The organism is Arthrobacter sp. TJ-217 (genome assembly GCF_058269255.1).
The window spans coordinates 1-2,278 of sequence record NZ_JBZCNJ010000025.1; the positions used below are offsets into that span (position 1 = coordinate 1).

At 63.7% G+C, this 2,278-nt stretch carries 3 protein-coding genes and 1 pseudogene; 2 read left to right on the forward strand and 2 right to left on the reverse strand.

Annotation, left to right across the window (positions count from 1 at the left end):
* Positions 1-248: pseudogene (locus AC4D2R_RS17980) on the reverse strand (hypothetical protein); the annotation flags it as partial.
* A gap of 160 nt (positions 249-408) precedes the next feature.
* On the reverse strand, positions 409-696 hold the full coding sequence (locus tag AC4D2R_RS17985; protein ID WP_490941466.1) for a hypothetical protein: 288 nt from the start codon (positions 694-696) through the stop codon (positions 409-411).
* Positions 697-998: 302 nt separating this feature from the next.
* Between AC4D2R_RS17985 and AC4D2R_RS17990 the strand changes: the two genes are divergently transcribed.
* Entirely contained in the window at positions 999-1,691 is a 693-nt protein-coding gene (locus AC4D2R_RS17990) for a TetR/AcrR family transcriptional regulator C-terminal domain-containing protein (RefSeq protein ID WP_490941467.1), read from the forward strand.
* 244 nt (positions 1,692-1,935) lie between these two features.
* Positions 1,936-2,136 carry a hypothetical protein gene (locus AC4D2R_RS17995; RefSeq protein WP_490941468.1) on the forward strand — a complete coding sequence of 67 codons (201 nt, stop codon included), beginning with the start codon at positions 1,936-1,938 and terminating at the stop codon, positions 2,134-2,136.
* Positions 2,137-2,278 lie beyond the last annotated feature (142 nt).

Here is a 2,278-nt window from a genome sequence, read left to right on the forward strand (position 1 = left end):
AACCACGTATCGCCCAGCAGCGCGAAACCTGTCCACGCGGCACCCATTGCAAGGCTCAGCAGAACGAATACCGCAACATAGAAACGGCGGCGGCGGTTCAGCAGTCCCTCTTTGCGAACCTGCTTGAGCAGGACCGAGTAGGAGGCGACAACATCGTTCGGCTTTGAAATCCGAACGGCACGGCGGACCGGCGTTTCGGGAGCATTCCCCGCGCCTCCCAAGGCAATGGTTGCGGTGATGTCACTCATGGGGTTCCTTGGGGGTAGTAGTGCGTGCAGGTGGTACGGGCGTGGATGCCAGCGCACCCGACCGGTGCCGCAGAAGGAGCAGGTGGCCGTGGCGGGCGGGTGGAGACAGGTGATCCCCGCGCAGGAGCGCTAACTCCTCTGCGGGGATCACCGGGGAGTGCTACGCGTTGTAGTGCTCGCGGCTTCCGGACTTCGCGAGTCCGCGGGCCACCATGTAGCCGATGGTCAGGAAGGTGATCAGTTCCATGCCCTGGTGGGCGTTGAACATGTCGATGCCGTCCTCCGCGTCACCATCGCCGACCACAAGGGCGGTTACTGCAATGGCAATGACCATGGCGATGTAGGCGAAAAACTCGGTGGTCTTCGTCGAAGCCTTTGTCTCGGTCGAGCGGCGGCTTTCAACTGCGTGGTTGCCGTGGTTGGTGCTTTCAAGAGTGCTGTTGGCCATGGGGAATCTCCTCAAGAAGGGTGGGGTGCCGTTGACGGCGGTGAACTCCGATGCTCAGAACGAGCTGGGTCACGGATAAGAGAGAGCTAGACGTCCGCAGTGTGCTCCACGGAATGCTCTACATCGTAGATACTACGGTGTAGAGTTTAGAATAGCAAGGTGGCTTACTAGAAGGTTGGATGCTCATGATTTCGATAAACGGGCGAAGCGGTACCGGTCGGCGCGAGGTGCCTGACGGCCTTGCCGCACAGGCAAGCTCAGGAGGTGGGGGGAAAGGGCGGACCCTGCTGAGCCGAGAAACCGTGCTGCAGGCCGCTCTCGAGCTCGTCGATGCCGAGGGTCTTGAAGCGCTCTCGATGCGACGCCTGGGTCACCGGCTCGGGAAGGACCCGATGGTGCTCTACCGGTATGCCGAAAATCGGGATGCGCTTCTCGACGGCTTGACCGAACTTCTGCTGGACCAGTGGGAAATCCCTGAGGCCGAGGACGTGCCTTCGGCCTGGCAGAACCAGCTCCGTCAGGCCGCCCACCGCTTCCGCTCCCTGGTGCTGTGCCACCCCCATGTTGTGCCGTTGCTGGTGACACGCCCGTTGTCCACCCCCATGGGCCTGCGGCCGCTGGGCGCTCTGCGTCCCCTCGAGCAGATCCTCGCCGTACTCAGCCGGGCGGGCTTCGAACCCTCCGGCGCGCTCCATGCCTACCGCGCCTACTACGGCTTCCTCATCGGCCACCTGATCAATGAACTTGAAGAATTCGTCGTCAACCCCGATGAGGACGAACCGGGGCTGCGTCTCGGTCTGCACCGGCTGCCGAAAAGGGACTTTCCCCACCTCCGTCGCCTCGCCTCCCTCCTGCTCGACTACGACGGAGAAACCGAACTCGATCAAGGCCTCACCATCCTCCTCAAAGGCCTCCAGGCTCAGCTCGATGGCAGCGCAGAACACCCAGGAGGAGTCTCCGCACTTACGGACCATGGCCGGACCACCCGGGCGTGATGGTTCCTTCCGCCGTGCACCGTCAGCACCACCACCGATCACGATCGGCCCGAAATTGCTGCCCGGCAGCACCGGTCTCGCTGCCGAATCAAGGTCCGGGCGCAGACGCCGGGCGCCCGGCGCAGCCGCGGAGTGCGCAGCCGACGTACCGCAACGAATCCGGGCACACCGCCGTCCCTCCCCGTCCCGCAGCATTAGCACCACCAGCACGGACAACCAGCGCCCCCAGCACCAGGAATCCCCATTGAAGCTTGAAGTTGTCATCGTTCCCGGCACCGACGTCGAGCGGGTACGGTCCTTCTACGAACCGCCCGGCTTTCGGGTCGACCTGGACACCGCCGACAGCGGAGAGTGCCAAGTGATACACCTGACCCCACCGGGGTCGCAGACCTCGGTCCTTTCCGACGAGAGCATCACCAACACGGCTCCGGGAGAAGAAGCGTAAGCTGCCGGCAGTTTGCATCGGGACTCACGCGTCGGTGAGAGCTCGGCCCGGCCTCATCCAGATGATGCCGAAGGGAGCGCCTCCGTCCGGGAGGCCCCGGGGTCGAGGCGGTGGGTTGAATGGATGGCCATTGCGGGACGCT